This window comes from Sphingobacterium gobiense (assembly GCF_002980575.1).
Lineage (GTDB): Bacteria > Bacteroidota > Bacteroidia > Sphingobacteriales > Sphingobacteriaceae > Sphingobacterium > Sphingobacterium gobiense.
The window spans coordinates 1,710,818-1,726,941 of record NZ_PVBS01000001.1 but is presented as its reverse complement, the minus strand read 5'-3'; the positions used below and the strand labels follow the sequence as shown (position 1 = coordinate 1,726,941).

Genomic DNA, 16,124 nt, shown 5'->3' with positions numbered 1-16,124 from the left:
AGGAGGGGAGGACGAGTAAACGCGGATAGTTCTACTCATAACTTAATGGCATTAACCGTATTTCACGTAATGGAGCGCTATAGATCCAGATTTAAATTTGATGGTATCGACCAGCTTGAGATTAAGTTTCTCATGCAGGCTTCCAGTATCTAGCAAATGTCTGCCATTACCCACAATAACAGGATGGATAACAAGAAAAAATTCATCGATAAGACCGACGGCAATCATTTCGGGAAGCAGACTGACACTGTCCATCAGAATGGTTTTTCCGACTTGCTGCTTCAATTTCAGAAGTTCTTCCGCAGGATGGCTACGGACGATACGAACGTTTTCGTCGACAACGTCCAACGACCGGGAAATGACAACGCTATCGATAGCGCTAAGCTTTTCAGCAAATCGATTTTCTGCGGGGCTGCCAGACTGATCCCGGGCAACTTCGCGCCAGTATGGAAACATCAGCTGGTACATGATGCGACCAAAGAAAAGCAGGTCAACATCGTCCATCATGGCAGTAAAGTACTCTAAAACCGCTTCATCAGGACTGAAAGCGGTGTGGTCACAGTAACCGTCAAGGCTCATGTTGATACAAAATCTTACTGTTCTCATCGTATATGCATAATTGTTATCAGTGCAATAGTACGAGAATCACTTTTAATCGCGCTTCGCCTAAGACAAGAAAAGTAGGCATTCTTTCAGTTATTGTTGCGGTGTCAAAAATAACTTTTCTAGTTCCCTATTTAAAAACTCTCCTTTTAGATCTTTAGCGATGACTACCCCGTCCGGATCAATTAAAAAGTTAGCCGGAATAGATGTTATACCATATTTAAGATACACGTCACCTTTATGTCCCCGTAAATCTGATGCCTGTGTCCATGTGATGCCGTCTTTTTCTATGGCTTCCTTCCATTTGTTTTTGTCTGTATCTATGGATACACTCAAAATAGCGAAGCCTCTATCCCGATAGTGCTGATAGGCGTTGATGAGGTTCGCATGTTCCTCCCGACAGGGACCGCACCAAGAAGCCCAAAAATCTAAAAGGACATACTTGCCTTCAAATTCGGATAGCCTTACTATCTTACCATCTTTATTCTCCATGCTGAAATCAATTGCTTTCATGCCTGCCATTACTTGGCTCTTCTTTTTGATTCTTTCGCTAATAGTTTTTCCTTTTTCTGTATTTTTTAGTGACTCCGCAAGTTTATTGTATACCTTTTCTACCTTGAAAATATAGGTGTTAATTCGTGAAAGCTGAAGCAATATGTCTAAGCTTACATACGAGTTCGGATATTGGTTTGCAAAAGCTAATTGGACATCTGCTCCTTCGTAATAAGCTTTATCAAATTCTCTTTTATTGTGCTGTAGTAATGCTGTATCCTTTTTTTCCGTTTCATTGAATAAATCGGGGTCCTTTATGGATCTCATTCTTTCCCGCACGGTAGCCAGCTGACTGTGTAATAGCTGTAATGTATCGTTTAAGGGCGTCCCGCTTATTTTTGCCCCTGTTAACGTGTCGGGACTGATAATTTTTATATCACCCGGTTCTAAATATATACTTACCGACTCGGTAGTAAATTCCACCACTTCTGGGTTCTCATTCCTGTAGATGTTCGCCTTTGTAGGGTGTTTAACCACACCGGTAAAAGAAAAACGCTGGTTTACGGCTATTGTACTTTCTGAAATATGGTTACCCTTTTCTGCGTACGACAGGTATAGTGTGTCTCCTTCTTGTAATTTCTTTCCGTAACCGGAGATAGTAAAAGTAGTCTGTCCGAATGCGTGCCCAATAGATAGTAGAAAAAATAGTAAATATAACCTGTTCTTCATGCTTTAGTTGTCTCCAATTTTAAAACTTATAACCCTTTTTACTTTCGACGCGACAGGAGAGGTCCGTTGTTTCTCCTGCAGTCGGTCAATGTATTCAAAGAGCAGTTCTATATTTTGGTCTTATTCCCTATAATCAATAAGCTCAAACTTCACTACATCGCCCTGCTTGATGGTTATTCTGGTTCCGGAAGGCGTGTATTTCCCTGTCATACATGCTTCGTCAGCACCAAGCGGCTCCATATCTAAATTCACGTGGTCGTGCTTGTCAAGCAGCTCTAACAAATCTGCGCGTAGCTTATCGAAATACTCGTTTACCAATTTTAGGTTTTTTTCTTTTGTTTCGTCCATGATCTAAATATAACTAAAATAGAAATATCTAAGCGAATTTCGATCTCAGCTCCCAGACGGTTTGAAGATATTATAAAGTCCCTCATTTTTAAACAATATCTTACCAATCTGGACACTGGACCAGCCCTCTTTCAGTTGGTAGCTAAATTTCGGAATCCCGTCTTCCACTTTGCAGTCTAAGAAATAAGAATTAACGGCTGTTGATGCCATATCTTTTAATTCATCCATATGTGTCGATATAAAGAACACCGATTTATGGAATTGCGCAAGACCCTGTGTAGTGGTCCGCGTAATCTGCAATGCATCGTTCATATTGGTACCCTTAAATATTTCATCAAAAATGGCGAAGGTAGGTGTGCCTTCCGATGCTTTAAGCGCAACCTCTTTGAGATTTTTAACCTCACGTAAAAAATGGCTAAAACCCTGTCGTAAATTGTCCGTATGATTAATATATATGCAGATGTTCTGGAAAAATGGAAATTTAGCTTCTTCCGCAGGAATAGCAATACCTAGATGGCCTAAATAAACGGATATGGCGATAGCTTTTAAGAAAGTAGATTTGCCGGCCATGTTTGGCCCCGTGATCAACACGACTTGCTTGTCTAGCGATACGCCGTTACGTATGGGCTTAGGTAATAGCGGATGGTAAACACCCCTGATTGTAAATGCCGGATCTCCAATGCTAGGGAAGATAAAACCTCTTTTATGAATGGATATACTTAGGGATAATAGCGATTCAAATGTAAATAAACGTTTAAAAAAGTCGTTCGTTTCCGTCTTCTGCAATTCATTAATCTTCTTTTGGAGAGCGACTATATGAGCAATTTTAAACTTGTTTTCGCGTATAAGTGTGCTGAAAAAATCCAGTTCAAAGTTCAGAAAATACTTTTTTAAGCTCTTGATCTCGTATTTGTAGGAGTCAGGGAAGGTATCGGTGTCCATAAAATTGGAGATGAGCGTATATTGCTGCTGTAAAAATATAATAAGTTGGATATAGATACCCATAGCTGCATTACGCTTTGCTCTGTTAAACAATAACGACAATTTAAAACGGAAGTTTAATTTTCTGTTGTCGGACTTCGTTAAGAGTGTATGCACATCGCTGAAATCCCGACTATTGTAAAAATACCTCTCCAATAACTTTTTGTTGGCAAGAAATCCTTTAAGTATTTGTTGGCGATTATTTATCGCATCGATATTTGGAAGCGGGGTCAGGAGAATATCGAGTAATCTATCCCTAGAGTAGTTATGAAGGGTATTATCAAATACTTCCAGGATATCCGTTTTGATATTTAAATCACTAACATTCGTAATGTTATTCTCCATGTTGTGCTGGTTGTGCAAACATATATGCCTGTGGATGATAAAACTAAACTACGATAAATATATGATTATTTTCGAATGCTATTTAGCCTTTGTTTATACACTGTTCGGACTCTGTTCGCCCCTTCAACGACGATTTACCGTGTACTTACCGTATATTTAACGTGTGCAACACGGTAAATACACGGTAATTTACCGGTAGAATGCCGGTAATCTTCCGAACAAGATGCGAACAAGATGCGAACAAGGTTCAAGACGATGATGTCTCCCTGCCGTGTCAAAATCCTTGTTTTCGTGGATTGATTCGCCACGCTATTGTGGTTATTTTTGTTATAAAGCGATGTATACGTTACCTACCATTGACATATGGGTAACAGCACCGACTCGAAAAATGGAACTAAATAGCTAAAAGCATGGTAAATCAAAGCGCTTTAAAACTAATATTGATTGGCTTAACGTTGATCTTCAGTATAAGCTGTTCAAAAGATGACAACGGACCAGATGGCGATGACGGTGGTTACCCATCCACGTTAAAAGGAACGATATATTACGACTGGGCGACCGAGGGAATCCTCAAAGTGAGTCTGCCAGACGGAATAGGATCGGCCTTTATTCCCGATGATTCCGACCTCAACAATTTTGACATCTCCCGGGATGGCAAATACAAACTCACCGTGGTGGATGAACAGACATTCGGTCAATACCCCATACGTTTTACCCTCAGCGATATTAACGATGGCAGCATCGTAGAGGAGTTTGTGTACCATAGTCCGGGATTGAATGCATACTGTACGGGATATCTGTCGTACGATAACAGTCATATCCTGGTGCTTTCAAACGATAAGGAGGACGGTATCACGATCCTAAAACGAAATGGCGAGTTTGTCGGCCGTATCCACGATATCAACGGGCAGGAATTCGGTTTCAACGACCAACGCTTATGGCTCCCCGGCAATTCGCTGTTGATTGTACACAATAATTATATTATTCGTTTAGATCCGCCGTATACATCCGGTAGTTTGCTCAAAGAGATGAATTACGAAGACTGGGGCGACGTGGCCGTCAATCCAGCGGGCAACCAACTTGCCGTGCGCATTGCAAACCATGTGTACACCATGGGTATGGATGGGTCAAACCTGAAACAGGTGACCACCAGTAATTTTAAAGAATCTGTGCCCGAGTTTTCGCCCGATGGAAAATACCTGTTGGTAGGCACTGAGTACAAACAGACCGGTCCATTTGGCTGGACGTGGTCTTTAAAGATTATCCCTAACGACGGCAAAGAATATAATGTGGACCCCATTGCGCCAAACACGCCCGGCGTAATCCCCGTTTTCGTGAAAGGAAAAGACAGGATTGAAACGGCAGGTGGGCAGATGATCTGGCGGTAAGATGAAAACGGTCCGTGGTTCCAGATTGTTAATCTGCGGATAAATCTGTAATTTCAAAAAAACAGTCTGTTAAAATAATGCACAAACTACTGTCTCTTCTTGCGTATGCACTACTTTCCATCGCGAATATATTTGCGCAATCACAAGCGCAGCTGACGCACTACGGCGACAGTTTGTACCGGCAGCTGCAGCAGATCGAAAACAGCGAGGAAAGAGCACACGCATTATTGGAGCTAAGCTTTTTCTGGTCCGACTACGACACAGAAAAAGCGTTACACTACGTATCCGATAGCCAAAAATTGCTGGGTGATAAAGCGAATACGAGCTATTACCAAGGACTATTAAGTTTCTATCGCGCAGCTATTCAGTTTAACATTGACCCTGCTAAAGCAAAGGAATTATATATGCAGGCAGACGCCTATCTTCGCCGAGATGTACCCGCCAAAAACAAGATTTCAGGGACACGCTATCGGGCTCGTTTGTGGGGAAGTTACGGAGCACTCTTGCAACGCGAAGGCAAAGAACACGAATATGTGCAGGTACTCATCAATCAGGTAATTCCAATGGCCAAAAGCATTAAAGATTCTACGCTTTGGGGCAATAATCTTCAGAATGTAGCCATGGCATTGATGAATCTGCAAGAATACAGCAAAGCCGAGGAATACTACGACAATGCGTTGGTGTTGTTAGAAGGCAAACAAGAAGCAGGTGAACAACGCTTTACACTATATGTCAACGCAGCCCGTAATGCGTTACTCCAGCAAGACCATATACGCGCCCGGACCCTGCTGGACAGCGCTGCCCATACCGCAACATTAGTGCCCGCTTCTTCTTACCTCCCGGTTTATCACGATGTAGAAGGAAGCTACTGGCAGAAACAGGTCAATTTCGATCAGGCAAACTTCCATTTCGAAAAAGCCCTCATCGGCGCAAAAGCGCAGAATAACAGCGATATGGTTGCGTCCATTCTTTTCAGCCAGTCTGCAGCATTTAAAACCGCAAACCAGCCAGCACAAGCGATGGCCAAACTGCGAGAGATACTGCCCTACATCGAAAAAAATCCTTCGCTGAAGAATAAGCAAACGGTTTATTATCATCTCGCCACTACCGCGGCACAATTGGGAGCATATGAGGAATCTGTAAAATGGTTTGAGAAGTATAAAATTGTGCTGGACACCCTTCTAACAGATAAAGGCGCAGCATTAACGCTCGAACTGGAGAAGAAATACCAAACAGCCGAAAAAGAGAATGAGCTCTTACGGGTAAAAGCAGCCAACCAACAGCAACAGTTCGCGATTCAGCGCACACGCACACTTGCCGGTATCTTCCTGCTCACGACAATTGTGCTCGCTATGCTTAGCTTCATCTGGTACATATCGGCCAGAAGCAAAAAGAGACTGGCTGCACAACGGGAAAAACTCAACCTCTTCAATGCCATGTTGCAAGGACAAGAAAGAGAACGCAGCCGGATAGCACGCGATCTGCACGACGGTCTGGGCGGTATGCTGGCCGCCGTGAAGCTCAAATTATCGGCAGTTGCGAATAGGGAAGCTAAAGCACAACCACAGACAGATTCATCAATGGATTTATATACACTTATCAACCAAATGGACCATTCGGTGAATGAACTTCGACGAATAGCCCGTAATATGATGCCAGAGTCTTTATTGTATATGGGGCTGGAGGCATCCCTGCGAGATCTGTGCAATGCCATGGACCAACCGCAGTTGCAGATAGATTTTCAAGCCACTAATTTGCGGACGGATTACAGCCAGTCTTTTCTGATTGCCGTATACCGGATTGTGCAGGAACTGCTCACCAATGCTGTAAAACATAGCGGCGCAACCCAAATCTGGGTGCAGTGTTCGGAGGCGGATGGTTATTTTTATATTACCGTAGAAGATAATGGCAAGGGATTTGATCCATCTATGGATGATTCCAAACGGGAAGGGATAGGACTATCTAATATTCGTAACCGGGTAGAGATTTTAAATGGGCATCTGGAGATCGATGCGACCATAGGAAAAGGCGCATCGTTTCACATTCAATTTGAACTAGCCGAATAATATGATTTCAGTAATTATAATCGATGATCATCCGCTCGTGTTAAATGGCTTCGAATTTATCTTGAAAAACACGTCGACGATCGTACTACGCGGTTCATTTAGCAGCGCGAAAGACGCATTCGAATTTTTGACAACCGAAGCCGTCGATGTGGTCCTTATGGATATCAATATGCCCGAGATGAATGGTATCGACGCAACAGAAATCATCAAAAAAAAATACCCAGATACGCAGGTCATTGCCATCAGTAATCTCAACGAGGGAAGCATTGCCTCACGCATGCTAAAAGCGGGAGCACTGGGATACCTGCTAAAAAATGTCTCTACCGACGAACTGATCGAAGGAATCGAAGCCGTGATGCGGGGGGAGCAGGTGCTGAGCAAAGAGATGAGTTTTATCCTGACCAACAAACAAGACGATATACCTACGGTTAGCCAGCGCGAGCGCGAGGTACTCACGCTGATGGCGCAGGGGCATACCACCGCAAAAATCGGCGAACAGATGTTTATCAGTCCACTGACCGTCGAAAGCCATCGCCGCAACCTGCTGCAGAAATTTGGCGTGACCAATTCGGCCTCCTTGATCCATAAGGCCACAGAAATGAAGTTTATCTAAAGTACCTCTTCCAATTTTACTATTAATCTATTAGCGTGATCTTTTGCTCTGTTTCTAACATCGTCCACTGTGTACCCAACGTTCAGGGATGTACCATGAAAATAAATAGGGTCAATGTAATTCATCTGTGAATAATACGCCAACTGTTCCATATTTTTGCAAAATTCATAAATCCTGAAATGATGTTTTCCCAACGGCCTATATGCTTCCTCTGGCGACCCTACCGTGAAACTAGGCAAGAAGTCTTTTCCTTTTAATTTATCGCCTTTCGAACCATAAGCGAACTGATATTCAAATACCAAATCGAACCATTGCTTCAACATTGGAGTAATGTTCAACCAATAAAAAGGATACTGAAAAACAATAGTCTGGTGACGTAGTAATGCTTCCTGTTCCGCTTTTATATCAATGTTAAAATCAGGATATAAATTGTAAAGATTTCGGATTTCTAATTCCAAATTGCTTTTCTGTAACTCTTCAATAATCGTTTTGTTTGCAAACGATTGATCGAAATTTGGGTGTGCTAAAATAATTAATGCCATACTTTTTTACTATAAAAATTATAGTTGCAATTTTTTTATGATTAAATAGATTGGACAATTTGTTCTAACGGTAAACGGGATTTCGGGCTGACGGACGGCTGATTAGCATCTTCGGGATTCCTATAACCGATGGCAACTGCAAACAGTGTTTTATAGCCGTTCAATGGTAGTATATTGTCGTATTCATCATTTATTAATCCCTCCATTGGCGTACTATCGATATTCAGACTTGCGCAAGCTGAAAGGAAAAAACCAAGAGAAAGATATACTTGGTGTCGCAACCAATATTTGATTTCTGTATTGCCCTTGGGCTTCACAAATTGGTTATAATAGTTAACAGAACCTTCGGGTAAATTTTCCTTAATTTGTTGTTCAAATTTTTCAATATCATCTATTGCACTAAATACAATCAAGTGGCTCGCTTCATTAATTCTTCCCGCATTCCAATAGGAAGCATCCGCCAATTTTTGCTTTGTACTTTCATCTGAAACAAACGTAAATTTCCAAGGCTGACTATTGATAGACGACGGGCTCAATCTTATAATCTCTTTCAGTTTCTCTACGGTGTCTTCCGAAATTCTCTCATTTGGGTTGTACGTTTTAGTTGTGTACCTGTTTTTTGCGATGTCAAAAAAACTCATTTTTACTATATTTAATTAAACTATACTTTTTACAGTTGCAAAATTATGTATAGTATAATATCTTTGCAATAACGGTCAAAATTGATAGTAGCAGATGTATAGTATAGACGACAAGCAATTCCCATGCGGTACGAGCCTGACAATGAAATATATAGGCGGAAAATGGAAAGCAGTTATCCTCATTCATTTAATTGAAAAAAAACGATATAGTGAATTGAGAAAAGAATGCCCTGTAATAACGGAGCGAACATTGAGCCTGCAATTAAAAGAGATGGAAGAAGACGGTTTGGTCAAACGCACCGTTCATACCAGTAAACCACCCTTGAAAGTGGATTATGAATTAACCGAATTTGGAAAAACTCTCATTCCGTTGCTTCAATCCGTTGCCCAATGGGGAAAGGAAGCAGCTAAAAATAATAAACGCATAAAGGTGATAAAAGAAACAAACCAATGATAAAATTATCTGTTTTTTGAAGTCGCGTTTTGCAACCCAATTCAATTCTCATATATTATAATTATAAAATTTAAATGAACTTTCTTTGAATCCCATTTTTTCATAGAGGGTTTGAGCGGGATTATCTTTTGCCGTACTTAACGAAACTCTGACGCACTCCTCTCTTTTTGCAATCTCGATACTCTCGTTTATTAATAATTTGGCTATCCCTTGTTTCCTTTCAGTTTCTATAACATAAAGATCATTTAATACGTATGCTTTTCTTAACGAAGCCGAAGAAAAAGTAGGGTAGAGCTGGGTAAATCCGATAATGTTTCCGTTTCTTTCCGCATAGAGTAAGATTGACTCATTGCTTTCAAGTCTTTCGCGTAGAAAATCTATTGTTCCCGCGCTATCTTTTTCCATTCCGTAGAATTCCCGATATAGCGAAAAAATCGGTTCTATTTTGATAACGTCATTCGCAGACGCAAGTTTTATTTCAATATCTTTCATAATTGTATTTTTGAGAACCTGTCTCATCATGAAAAAACTTCATAGATTTAACTCATAACTTAATAGTATCGTTCATAATTCATTATACCAATAAAGGTGATAATAAACTTTTATTGTTAAACAATGAGCTCCTTATATTGACCTTTTCTACGCTATTAACTTTGCTCATATAGGGTTTTACGTGTTTTCTACATACGTTGTTTTTCTGCGCTATGATTATCCGGTATTTTAAATAAAATAACGAGAGTAACCACCTGAAGGGCTGTTTGTATGAGGTTAATAATTCCCACGACAGGCTGATACATAATATTCTGCAATAACAACGGAATTGCGAGAACTCCTATAATCATGAATACAAGCAGAACATATTTCATCCAATCGAAACCTTTTCTTATCAACAGCCCGATTATCAGTAAGAAACCCAAGGTAAAAATAGAAACAGCGATCGTAGAACCTTCGGCGGTAATCTCAGGGGCGAGGAATATATTGATTAATCCTAGTCCAACAGAAACCAAAAAAAGATTTGAAGCTTTGATATAATTTTCGTGGACAACGTTGTCTTCGACTTCTTCTTTGTTAGCTATTAACCATTCGATACTTTTGACCTCGTCGTCGCTGAAATGTCTTCCCCTGGATTTTAAGATCTCAAAGGCATATCTGATAGCCTCTGGTACAAATCTACTCTCAGGAACGATGTATTTTTCCAATTCTGTATTGGTTTTCTGTTCTAATACGCTTTTTTTTACGCTCATTTTTAGGTTAATATTTATGTTATAAAATTAGTTAATTTCTCCCATATCGGAAATATCCTTAGTTGTGAATTTCGTCCTTCCTATTACACTATTCTCGTTCGGTTTTTGAGTTCACTGAAAATTTTTTGCGGATAGTATTTCCAATGGATGACTAAGCTGTTCAAAGAAATACCGAGCAAGTTGCCGAGCAAGTTAAAAATCTCATACAAGAGTTGGATAGCGATATGGACCTGCAGGAAATACAGAATAAACTAGGTTTATTGCATAGAGAACACTTTAGGTTACCTATCTAAAACCCGCATTGACTCTTGGTTTAGTGGAAATGACGATCCCTGAAAAACCGAATAGTAGAAACCAACGATACCGCTTAACAGCCAAAGGTGTAGCTTACAGAAATAATATTGTGAAGAAGTAAAGAGCGGTAGATGTAGCTGACGGCTAAGTCACATAACATAATCAACACGCAATGAACATATGTAACTTGTTGTAACTATTCGCCATTTTCCCGTACATCCGGTGTAATGTCGTCGTACGACTTGGACGATGCGCTGGGCAACAACACCGTGTCGTGGTACGGGGATGTGAATAATCCGTATGGGGAGGTGGTACTTATGGACATCTGTTTAATCTACCCATACGGGGAAATCATTCTTTCGCGCGTCGATGTGACACTTCCGTCCGGATGTGAGCGATGGTTGATACTTGACAACATGGATCTGTCACCGGAAATTATTGCTCAAAGATGAGTTTGGCATGGACGAATTCGTGTCGACAGGTGTCCGTTTGATTTTGACTAACAATATCGCTAATAATGTGTGCGGCGCTACATCGTCCTTTTGGGTTTTATCCAAACACTTATCTCTGCCGACGTCGGATCTAAAGTTAATTCAATAGAAAATTTTAGGCTTAACCTGTGTTATGCTACTTTTTTTAGCAAATAGATATTCTTATATTTGCTTAATTAATAGCCTATAATGATATGATGACGGAGAACCGGGCGATAGAGTATAAGTCCAAGTTGACCGACGATTTTGAAAGAGAAGTCGTAGCCTTCCTTAACACCCATGAGGGTGGCTGTATATACATTGGTATCGGTAAAGATGGACGATATGTGGGGGTACCGGATGCTGACCATGTCCAATTGGTGATTAAAGATCGATTGAAAAATAATATACTTCCTTCGTGTATGGGTTTGTTTGATGTAATCTTGGAAGAATACGAAGGCAAAGATGTAGTCAAGCTCGTTGTAGTTGGTGGATTGGAACGCCCTTATTACATCCGAAAATATGGAATGAGCGAAAAGGGTGCGTTGATACGCGTCGGAAGCTCTGCGGAACCTATGTCTCAAGCGATGATCGATAAGTTATACGCTTCTCGTACACGCAATTCTATCGGTAAAATCAGATCTTATTTTCAGGATTTGAGGTTCGAACAGCTCCGTATCTATTATCAAGAACAGGATAAGCCGCTTAACCCACAATTTAGAAAGACACTCGAGCTTTTCACTGAAGATAGTCAATTCAACTATGCCGCATATCTTTTGGCTGATGACAACAATGTCTCCATCAAAGTGGCCAAATATAGTGGAACGGATAGGGTAAATCTCATCGAGAATAATGAATACGGTTTTTGTTCCATCATCAAAGCGACCAAAAGCGTGATCGATAAAATCGAGCTAGAGAACCGTACCATGTCGCAGATTACGCCTAGGGAGCGAATCGATACTCGCTTGTGGAATCAGATCGCTCTTCGTGAGGCAATTATCAATGCGATCGTACATAATGATTATACCCGCGAAGTCCCTCCCAAGTTTGAGATTTTTGTCGATCGTATCGAGATTACCTCTTATGGCTCGTTGATCGATGGTCTAGACAAGGAAGATTTTTTTGCTGGGATTTCTATACCACGAAATAGGGAATTGATGCGAGTATATCGGGATCTTGAATTGGTGGAGCAGTTGGGGTCGGGCATTCCACGTATTTTGCAGAGTTACGGACGAGAATGCTTCGTGTTTTTGAATAATTTTACGAGGATGGTATTTCCGAAATCTGTAACCGATAGTGGGTTGGTAGATGGGTTGGTAGATGGGTTGGTAGATGGGTTGGTAGATACACAGCAGAAGATATTAGGTCTCGTCCATGCTAATTCGAAAATATCAAAACGTGTTATGGCAGATCATATTGGCGTAAGTACGACCACTATAGACAAGCATATACAGATATTGCGCAATCGTGGTATTTTGGAAAGAGTTGGTAGTGACCGGACAGGGCATTGGAAGATCAATGTTGTACCCGAGCAATAGTGGAATTGGTGCACTTTGTGTCGGAATGCAGTCTTTTTGGAATAGCCGAGCAAGCGTACGAATTTGTATTGCGGCATATTAATAAATCCGCAACCGTGGAAGGTGTATATACTAAAACGCGTTGGCAATATCTGTAGTCGCACACTCCCTTTTTGAATCAAAGAATAATTTTTACAGCCGCTATTTACCTGCTTTTAATCCAAAATTATACCTTTCATGAACAATTCTTTTCAAGATACCGAGTTGACCGCAATGCCACATGGTATGTTTTATGTTCCAATCCAACGCTTCAAATTTATTTGTCGCTATTGGATGCGGAACTAAAGTTCCTTCCAGTTCGCTTCGAAGATCTTTCTCGGATAACGATGCGATAATCTCCATAGATCTGGCTTGAACAAACATCAAATTATTTTGCAGGTCTACAGGATCTGTTTTTCCCAGCGCTTTATTAGGAGATGCATCGGTAAAATAAACGTCATACTCTTTCATCGGTATTTTTTGGAGTATATCCATCTGGTGCCCTTTTATAACCATTATTGAATGGTAGTAAAAGCTCATTATAAGATGTCCTACCTGCCAACTCACATTAGATTCAATTATTTTAGGGATATTATCCCATTTGTCTTGAGGAATGGAGCTGATCACTTTGTTCGTCCATTCGTACGCATCTTTTGTCTGTTTTACTAAAATTTCGATTTGATTCATATTATATAACTTTAAAATTGAAGTCTTGAAGTACAATACAAAATTAGTAAGCAGCAAATGGTAATTCGTTGACCTTGATCAATAAAGGTGCTAGATTATATATTTCTTTCTGATGCGACTGACGGTTTCGGGTTTAATATTCAGATAAGATGCTATGAGATATTGGGGGATTCGTTGTACCAGATCTGATCTTTCAGAGATCAATTTTATATATCGCTCAACGGCTGAATCTAATAAAGATGACTTAAGCCTATCATGCATTTTTAAAAATAACATCTGATTCATTTGTCCGCTCATGCTCTCGATAAAAGGATGATCACGGCCTAACCTCTCCAAACTTTCTCTTGTAATCACATACACCGTTGTGTCTTCTATACATCTTATTTCTTTTGCTGAAGGCGTATTCGTTAAAAAACTGTAGTAGTCCGAAATAAAATTATTCTCAAATGCGAATTCAAATATTATTTCATCTCCATTTTTATTAAAAACACATTTCATTAAGCCGCGCTCTATCAGTCCGATTTTATTACAAATCTTTCCGCTTTCCATAAAAATATCGTTTTTCTTAAATTCTTTTCTGGTAAATTCTGAAAGAAAAATGGAGGCTTGTCCTTCGCTTAATTTGAAAAGAGAAGCAATATGTTCGCGTACTTTATCCACGTGTATAATGTTTGTTTAGTATCGTAGGGATAAATATATTCATATTCCTGGAATATATCTATTCTAATCCAAAGCGTAAACTTTAAAACCCCAAACAAAATTGACTATTATATTTACTAGGTGCGAATACTTTTGAGTGCTTGTGCCCACAATAACACCAGTTCCAACATCTCATTAAGAGACCGTATCTGAAACGGCCTTGGAGCGATCGACTCAAAATTTCTAAAATCATCATACAGCGAAAGAGAGGTCTGAGGCCTAACATGTGCTATCTGTACTTCGCTCAATATCAACCGTAGGTGTTCAATTGCCCTCAAGCCACCCGTCGCACCGTAGCTAACAAAGCCTGCAGATTTATTATTCCACTCGCTGTATAAAAAGTCGATCGCATTCTTGAGAACGCCCGTGATGCTATGATTATATTCTGGCGTTACAAACACAAAACCATCGAAATCAGCAATCTTTTGCGACCATATCTTTGTGTGCTTTTGTCGGTATTCTCCTAAAGTGGGTGGGAGAGGTTCATCGAACATCGGAAGATTGTAATCTGCAATATCTACCAGTTCGAAAATTCCATCTGATTGCATTTTTGCAACACTATAAACCCATTCAGCCACCTTTCGGTTTATCCGCATCGGGCGGGTGCTGCCCGTTATTATAGCTATTTTTAACATGTCCGTTTTTTAAAATAAGCAGTTCGTTATCAATTTACTAACATTGCGGCTCATTAATAAAAGGTCAAAACCTTCCGTTAAGAATCTCGAGGCAATAACTCTTCCCAGGCGTTCACCGGCTCCGATGATCAATATTACTTTTTTGTACATGTTATCCCAGGTTTTCCGATGTACGCGTATTCTGTGTCGATCGAATCAACCATACGCCGTCTTTTAACAGCAACATTGTCAATATCCCGGTACGTAGCTCGGTATGCAGATTGTCGATTTTAAAATCCTCCCACTTCCATGTGGCGTAAACGAGAGCAATGTCATCGCGGATTAAGCTAATATCGAGAACGTCGAGATGATATTTCATGTTCTGATTTTGCGTCGACAAAATTTGATGAGCTTTATCATGTTGCTCTATATTTTCTGCATTGCTGGCGTACATTACACCAGACCACGTAATGAATTTTGTGTCTTTGGTAAATAGCTTTCCCCAATTTTCTATGTCGTGGTTATTCCAATAAATGACATATTTGCTAAATAATTCCGTGATCAATCTTTCCTGTTCCATAACGATATCATGTTGTTCATCTCCTACAAAGATATCCTACCTATATGCTGTAACATGTGATTATAATCACAATCCTTTTGCCAGCAAATCGATAAAAAGGTTCACAAAAAGCTTATCTTTATCGGATCAACATTTAACAGCTACTTAATCAAGCAATGACGGATATGGGTGATTCTAAAGTGTTAGATGATTTTTATCAAAAGTTGTCCGAGAAGTTTCCATATGTTACCTCCGGGAGCTGGGGGAAGTTGCGGGAGATATCGATGGTAAAATATCTTGAAAAAGACAACATCTTTCTCAGGCATGGAGAGCGCTTGCATGTTGGAATATTCGTTGTGACCGGATGGCTAAAACTTTACTATCTGGACGAAAAAGGGGACGAACGGATTTCTACCTTTTGTGGCAGTCTTGAATATATCGACAACTGGAACTCGATCCATCAACAGCAGGCATTGCCGTATTCTGTAAGTGCGATAACTTCAAGCACCATTATCTTGTACCCACTTGAAAAGATGGTGAAGATATTCAGTAACGAGCCCGATCTACTTCAATTATGTGTAGACCTTTCTCAAGAAATGATCAGAAAAAAGCAGGAGCATTACGAGATACTCACACTTCGGTCTCCAGAAGAACGATATCTTCATTTGTTAGCATCCAAAAAGAATTGGTTACAGGAAATTTCATTAACCAATCTTGCCAAATTTCTGCATGTGAGTAGGGAGACGCTAAGCCGGGCGAGAAATCAGGTCTTTTTAAAAAGATTAGATTGACACATCGG

At 40.2% G+C, this 16,124-nt stretch carries 19 protein-coding genes and 1 pseudogene; 8 read left to right on the top strand and 12 right to left on the bottom strand.

Annotation, left to right across the window (positions count from 1 at the left end; all coding sequences use genetic code 11):
* Positions 1–51 precede the first annotated feature (51 nt).
* The 4 genes from C5749_RS07680 to C5749_RS07665 all read right to left on the bottom strand — a co-directional run bounded on the left by C5749_RS07680 (position 52) and on the right by C5749_RS07665 (position 3,498).
* Positions 52–606, bottom strand: a complete 555-nt coding sequence (locus tag C5749_RS07680; RefSeq protein WP_105724523.1) for a dihydrofolate reductase family protein — start codon at positions 604–606, stop codon at positions 52–54.
* 90 nt (positions 607–696) lie between these two features.
* Positions 697–1,824, bottom strand: coding sequence for a TlpA disulfide reductase family protein (locus C5749_RS07675; RefSeq protein WP_105724521.1), 1,128 nt, complete (start codon positions 1,822–1,824; stop codon positions 697–699).
* A 120-nt stretch (positions 1,825–1,944) separates the two neighbouring features.
* The gene (locus C5749_RS07670; protein WP_105724519.1) at positions 1,945–2,172 is read right to left on the bottom strand and encodes a hypothetical protein; all 228 of its coding nucleotides are present in this window, start codon (positions 2,170–2,172) and stop codon (positions 1,945–1,947) included.
* A gap of 45 nt (positions 2,173–2,217) precedes the next feature.
* A complete protein-coding gene (locus C5749_RS07665; protein ID WP_105724517.1) occupies positions 2,218–3,498 on the bottom strand; it encodes a MutS-related protein in 1,281 nt (426 codons plus the stop codon).
* A gap of 410 nt (positions 3,499–3,908) precedes the next feature.
* Between C5749_RS07665 and C5749_RS07660 the strand changes: the two genes are divergently transcribed.
* The 3 genes from C5749_RS07660 (at position 3,909) to C5749_RS07650 (ending at position 7,565) form a co-directional block, all read left to right on the top strand.
* Positions 3,909–4,886, top strand: coding sequence for a TolB-like translocation protein (locus C5749_RS07660; protein WP_105724515.1), 978 nt, complete (start codon positions 3,909–3,911; stop codon positions 4,884–4,886).
* A 77-nt stretch (positions 4,887–4,963) separates the two neighbouring features.
* Positions 4,964–6,952 carry a tetratricopeptide repeat-containing sensor histidine kinase gene (locus tag C5749_RS07655; RefSeq protein WP_105724513.1) on the top strand — a complete coding sequence of 663 codons (1,989 nt, stop codon included), beginning with the start codon at positions 4,964–4,966 and terminating at the stop codon, positions 6,950–6,952.
* Between the two features lies 1 nt (position 6,953).
* Positions 6,954–7,565 (top strand): response regulator, encoded by a 612-nt coding sequence (locus C5749_RS07650; RefSeq protein WP_105724511.1) that lies wholly within the window; start codon positions 6,954–6,956, stop codon positions 7,563–7,565.
* Here the strand turns inward: C5749_RS07650 and C5749_RS07645 are convergent.
* Positions 7,562–8,107 (bottom strand): NAD(P)H-dependent oxidoreductase, encoded by a 546-nt coding sequence (locus C5749_RS07645; protein WP_105724509.1) that lies wholly within the window; start codon positions 8,105–8,107, stop codon positions 7,562–7,564. The two genes, C5749_RS07650 and C5749_RS07645, sit on opposite strands and share 4 nt — an antisense overlap.
* Before the next feature lie 41 nt (positions 8,108–8,148).
* Positions 8,149–8,748, bottom strand: a complete 600-nt coding sequence (locus tag C5749_RS07640; protein WP_105724507.1) for a nitroreductase family protein — start codon at positions 8,746–8,748, stop codon at positions 8,149–8,151.
* Between the two features lie 94 nt (positions 8,749–8,842).
* Here C5749_RS07640 and C5749_RS07635 point away from each other — a divergent pair, with 94 nt between their 5' ends.
* Positions 8,843–9,202 (top strand): winged helix-turn-helix transcriptional regulator, encoded by a 360-nt coding sequence (locus C5749_RS07635; RefSeq protein ID WP_105724505.1) that lies wholly within the window; start codon positions 8,843–8,845, stop codon positions 9,200–9,202.
* Between the two features lie 48 nt (positions 9,203–9,250).
* Here C5749_RS07635 and C5749_RS07630 read toward each other — a convergent pair whose 3' ends face one another.
* Entirely contained in the window at positions 9,251–9,694 is a 444-nt protein-coding gene (locus C5749_RS07630; RefSeq protein WP_181151308.1) for a GNAT family N-acetyltransferase, read from the bottom strand.
* Between the two features lie 188 nt (positions 9,695–9,882).
* Complete coding sequence (locus C5749_RS07625) at positions 9,883–10,446, bottom strand: hypothetical protein (protein WP_105724501.1); 564 nt, start codon at positions 10,444–10,446, stop codon at positions 9,883–9,885.
* A 295-nt stretch (positions 10,447–10,741) separates the two neighbouring features.
* Between C5749_RS07625 and C5749_RS19955 the strand changes: the two are divergent.
* From C5749_RS19955 to C5749_RS07610, 3 genes and pseudogenes are all read left to right on the top strand, one after another.
* Positions 10,742–10,861: pseudogene (locus tag C5749_RS19955) on the top strand (Fic family protein); the annotation flags it as partial.
* Between the two features lie 106 nt (positions 10,862–10,967).
* Positions 10,968–11,192 (top strand): hypothetical protein, encoded by a 225-nt coding sequence (locus C5749_RS07615; RefSeq protein WP_105724499.1) that lies wholly within the window; start codon positions 10,968–10,970, stop codon positions 11,190–11,192.
* Between the two features lie 233 nt (positions 11,193–11,425).
* Positions 11,426–12,748 carry an RNA-binding domain-containing protein gene (locus tag C5749_RS07610; protein ID WP_219847923.1) on the top strand — a complete coding sequence of 441 codons (1,323 nt, stop codon included), beginning with the start codon at positions 11,426–11,428 and terminating at the stop codon, positions 12,746–12,748.
* Between the two features lie 180 nt (positions 12,749–12,928).
* Here the strand turns inward: C5749_RS07610 and C5749_RS07605 are convergent, their stop codons facing one another.
* The 4 genes from C5749_RS07605 to C5749_RS07590 form a co-directional block, all read right to left on the bottom strand.
* Positions 12,929–13,453: a DinB family protein gene (locus C5749_RS07605; RefSeq protein WP_105724497.1), complete on the bottom strand. Its 525-nt coding sequence runs from the start codon at positions 13,451–13,453 to the stop codon at positions 12,929–12,931.
* A gap of 90 nt (positions 13,454–13,543) precedes the next feature.
* Positions 13,544–14,113, bottom strand: a complete 570-nt coding sequence (locus C5749_RS07600) for a Crp/Fnr family transcriptional regulator (protein ID WP_105724495.1) — start codon at positions 14,111–14,113, stop codon at positions 13,544–13,546.
* A gap of 116 nt (positions 14,114–14,229) precedes the next feature.
* Entirely contained in the window at positions 14,230–14,787 is a 558-nt protein-coding gene (locus C5749_RS07595; RefSeq protein WP_105724493.1) for an NADPH-dependent FMN reductase, read from the bottom strand.
* A gap of 151 nt (positions 14,788–14,938) precedes the next feature.
* A complete protein-coding gene (locus tag C5749_RS07590; protein WP_105724491.1) occupies positions 14,939–15,346 on the bottom strand; it encodes an SgcJ/EcaC family oxidoreductase in 408 nt (135 codons plus the stop codon).
* A gap of 164 nt (positions 15,347–15,510) precedes the next feature.
* On the opposite strand from C5749_RS07590, the gene C5749_RS07585 reads away from it, so the two are divergent.
* On the top strand, positions 15,511–16,116 hold the full coding sequence (locus C5749_RS07585; protein WP_181151307.1) for a Crp/Fnr family transcriptional regulator: 606 nt from the start codon (positions 15,511–15,513) through the stop codon (positions 16,114–16,116).
* Positions 16,117–16,124: the final 8 nt, after the last annotated feature.

Coding starts and splice junctions, on each gene's coding strand:
- C5749_RS07645 (WP_105724509.1), bottom strand. CDS start 8,107: ATGGCATTAATTATTTTAGCACACCCAAATTTCGATCAATCGTTTGCA.
- C5749_RS07590 (WP_105724491.1), bottom strand. CDS start 15,346: ATGGAACAGGAAAGATTGATCACGGAATTATTTAGCAAATATGTCATT.
- C5749_RS07585 (WP_181151307.1), top strand. CDS start 15,511: ATGGGTGATTCTAAAGTGTTAGATGATTTTTATCAAAAGTTGTCCGAG.
- C5749_RS07655 (WP_105724513.1), top strand. CDS start 4,964: ATGCACAAACTACTGTCTCTTCTTGCGTATGCACTACTTTCCATCGCG.
- C5749_RS07665 (WP_105724517.1), bottom strand. CDS start 3,498: ATGGAGAATAACATTACGAATGTTAGTGATTTAAATATCAAAACGGAT.
- C5749_RS07660 (WP_105724515.1), top strand. CDS start 3,909: ATGGTAAATCAAAGCGCTTTAAAACTAATATTGATTGGCTTAACGTTG.
- C5749_RS07635 (WP_105724505.1), top strand. CDS start 8,843: ATGTATAGTATAGACGACAAGCAATTCCCATGCGGTACGAGCCTGACA.
- C5749_RS07625 (WP_105724501.1), bottom strand. CDS start 10,446: ATGAGCGTAAAAAAAAGCGTATTAGAACAGAAAACCAATACAGAATTG.
- C5749_RS07610 (WP_219847923.1), top strand. CDS start 11,426: ATGATGACGGAGAACCGGGCGATAGAGTATAAGTCCAAGTTGACCGAC.
- C5749_RS07650 (WP_105724511.1), top strand. CDS start 6,954: ATGATTTCAGTAATTATAATCGATGATCATCCGCTCGTGTTAAATGGC.
- C5749_RS07675 (WP_105724521.1), bottom strand. CDS start 1,824: ATGAAGAACAGGTTATATTTACTATTTTTTCTACTATCTATTGGGCAC.
- C5749_RS07630 (WP_181151308.1), bottom strand. CDS start 9,694: ATGAAAGATATTGAAATAAAACTTGCGTCTGCGAATGACGTTATCAAA.
- C5749_RS07640 (WP_105724507.1), bottom strand. CDS start 8,748: ATGAGTTTTTTTGACATCGCAAAAAACAGGTACACAACTAAAACGTAC.
- C5749_RS07615 (WP_105724499.1), top strand. CDS start 10,968: ATGTCGTCGTACGACTTGGACGATGCGCTGGGCAACAACACCGTGTCG.
- C5749_RS07680 (WP_105724523.1), bottom strand. CDS start 606: ATGAGAACAGTAAGATTTTGTATCAACATGAGCCTTGACGGTTACTGT.
- C5749_RS07595 (WP_105724493.1), bottom strand. CDS start 14,787: ATGTTAAAAATAGCTATAATAACGGGCAGCACCCGCCCGATGCGGATA.
- C5749_RS07605 (WP_105724497.1), bottom strand. CDS start 13,453: ATGAATCAAATCGAAATTTTAGTAAAACAGACAAAAGATGCGTACGAA.
- C5749_RS07670 (WP_105724519.1), bottom strand. CDS start 2,172: ATGGACGAAACAAAAGAAAAAAACCTAAAATTGGTAAACGAGTATTTC.